The organism is Endozoicomonas sp. ONNA2, assembly GCF_024606365.1.
Taxonomy (GTDB): Bacteria; Pseudomonadota; Gammaproteobacteria; order Pseudomonadales; family Endozoicomonadaceae; genus Endozoicomonas.
On the sequence record NZ_JAHHPO010000215.1, the window covers coordinates 1 to 2834 of the forward strand.

2 protein-coding genes are annotated in these 2834 nt (G+C 45.4%); one reads left to right on the top strand and one right to left on the bottom strand.

Features of this window, described 5'->3' with window-relative positions; genetic code table 11:
• Positions 1 to 99 precede the first annotated feature (99 nt).
• Entirely contained in the window at positions 100 to 2526 is a 2427-nt protein-coding gene (locus KDK14_RS04015; RefSeq protein WP_257263733.1) for a hypothetical protein, read from the bottom strand.
• A 35-nt stretch (positions 2527 to 2561) separates the two neighbouring features.
• Between KDK14_RS04015 and KDK14_RS04020 the strand changes: the two genes are divergently transcribed.
• On the top strand, positions 2562 to 2747 hold the full coding sequence (locus tag KDK14_RS04020) for a hypothetical protein (RefSeq protein ID WP_257263734.1): 186 nt from the start codon (positions 2562 to 2564) through the stop codon (positions 2745 to 2747).
• Positions 2748 to 2834: the final 87 nt, after the last annotated feature.

The window sequence follows — 2834 nt, forward strand, 5'->3', positions numbered from 1 at the left end:
CGCCGCAGTAGGGCAGTCTATTCTCGGACAGCCTCTTGGTGAAGCATAACCCGCAAATCTGTGGGACTCCCGGGGGAGTCCCTAATACCGGTTTAATAGTTAAACACGTCCACCACTTACGTGTTGTGAATCTGGACCACGCAAGTTTTCATCCTCCGAGGAAGAAAAGCCATCCCCGAGACGTCCAGACGGTGCCAAGCCGCCTCGCACGCTGGAATCGTCCACCAGGTGGGCAGGCCTGGGCACCTCAGCGCCTGAGGCTTTCGACTGCAGACTCATTGAAGCGACCTCCGGATCTTGTTGACCGTCTTCACGTTTATCGGTGACGCTTGTCTGGCTACTCCTTTCCAGCAGCACTGTTCTTGATTCCAAAGAATCAAGCTTATTTGCGTTATGCCCCTGCTCGGTTTTTAGTGCCGAGAGTTCACTACTCAGCTCTTTGACTTGAATCTTTAGATCGTTCACCAGTGGGGCAACGTTTGGCATATTTAAAACGGGCTGTACAAGACTGATCAGTTCTTTGAATTTTTCCTCAAAACTTTGCAAACTGCTATTGCAGGCATCCAAACGTTTGGCGGTCATTTGAAAGCTACCTCTTAGTTCCGAACTCTTGGATTGGATTTCTAACAGTTCTGTATGTAATTTCACAATCGTGGTTTCAGCTTCACCCATCGCAGCAAGCTGACGTTCGTAAGTTTTCAATTCCTGCTTTGCATTTTGTTCGGTGGCAGTCAGTTTCTGATGCAGTGAGCTTATTTCAGTCTGGGATTCCCTTTGCTGTTTTTGGAGTATGTCTATCTGCTCCTGAGATTCCGTTTGCTGCTTTTGCAACGTGTCTGCCTGCTCCCGGGATTCTGCAAGCCGTGCCTGAAGTGTGGCAATCTCCTGATTTTTTGCTGTAACATCAAGCTGAAGTCTTGCAATTTCTTCTTTATTACCTTCAGCTTTAGCAGTATCTAATTCGGCACCAAGATTACGTACCCGGGATTCCAGATCAATAATCTTCTGTTCCTTCTCCTTAATTGACGATACGTGTTCATCCATTAAACTATTTTGAAGCTGCATCGATTTTTTAAGTTGTTCAGCATCTTTTTTGCGAAGGGAATTCACTTCCTTGAATGACTGTTCCAATTTAAGCTTTTCACCTTTAGCCAGATCGTAAAGATCACGGTTTTCCTTGCTCTGCTTATGGGCTGTGTTTAAATCTTCATTTAGCTGCTGATTGCTTTGCTCCAACTTATTACTATGCAGTTTTGTCTCCTGAAGCTCCGCTTCCATTTGATGCATACGATCCAGCTGAGACACCTGTTGATCGATGCGTTGCTGCAGACCGTTAATATTCAATTCACTTTTACCAAGTTCGCCCTCCAGTAAACGTATTCGATCCGTCTTCTTATCAACAACCTCTTGTAAAGCAGCAACGTCTTGTTTCGCTTGCTTAAGTTCAGTCTGGAGCGATTTTGCCTCCTCAAGTTTATCATTGAGCGTGCCCTGAAGTTGCCTGGCAAGGTCTGATGCGACATTCTTCTCTGCCGTGGCATCTTTCAGCTGTTGTTTTAAGGTAATCACCTCCAGATCGACTTTACTGAGTTGATTTTGTGTAGTAACAAATACACGTTCCGAGCTGGCCATTCGTTCATTAGTGTCCGCCAGGCTGTTTTTGGCTTTATCCAGTTCAGTCTGCAACAAGGTCTGATTTTTCTGATGTGAGTCCAGCTCTTCTATTAACCGTTTGTTGTCCCGCATTGCCGTAGACAGGACTTTATCACGTTGATCGATCTCTATGTTTAAAGAATCAATGAGTCGTTGCTGCTGCTCAATATGCGTTTCAGACAATGACTTTTGAGATTGCAGCTCTGACATGGCAGCTTGCAGCTCAAGGTTCTTATCGCGCTCTGCAGCTGTCTCGCTTTCAGCGGTGGATGCCCGGTCTACCTGACGGTCGAGCTGAGAAGTCAGTGAGTGCTTTTCACTGTGCACAGATGCCAATTCAGCGGACAGGTTGGCTGCATTTTGCTCAGCCTTACTCCATTCTGATTTAATGGTCTCTGATTTCTCTCTCATCCCTTTGAGTTCATTCTTAATACCATCTATGGTATCACCCACAAATTCATGTGACTGCTTTAATCGAGCGTTCTCCGCTTGCAGCGCCTTTATTTTTATCGCGGCCTTCTCATTTGAGTGTAAAAGTTTTTCCGCATGACCGACCAACTTTTGATTCCTATCCTCGTAATCCAGGGACTTTCTCTGCGCAGCCAAGATTTCTTGCTTTGCAGCCAAGACCTTTTTCTCCGCTTCTAATAATTCTGAGACTCTCTCAGGGCGAACATCAGCTCTTTGACTCAATTCTCGAATTTGCCTTTCACTCGCTTTCAATTTTTCGTCAGTTTGACGAAGTGCCAAGCGAAGTTTGTTTGTCAATTTCATTGGATCTTTGCCAGGTTTCTTCTTGGCTAAAGGCTCTTTGGCTAAAGGCTCTTTGGCTAAAGGCTCTTTGGCTAAAGGCTCTAATTTGGCTGAAGGCACTTGATTAACAACACGACGATCGAAAGGGCTGTCAAATGATGGACCCTGCTCTGCTGAATGTTGGTGTCCTGATAACTGAGGCTCTCCAGAAGGGTGTCTGGCTACTTCAACCCCCCCCCCAGGAAACCCGTTTCTGCTCTGACACAGGACCAGAAGATGACGAACCTGTATTCACGCCGGGTTGTGACACGGCAGAAGGAGGCAGCATGATATTGCTATAAGACATTTTATTACCTTACATTTTTTGTTGGGCCAAAATAATAATGCTTGGAGAAGATTAAACTAAAGAAAGTTGCATGAATTCATAT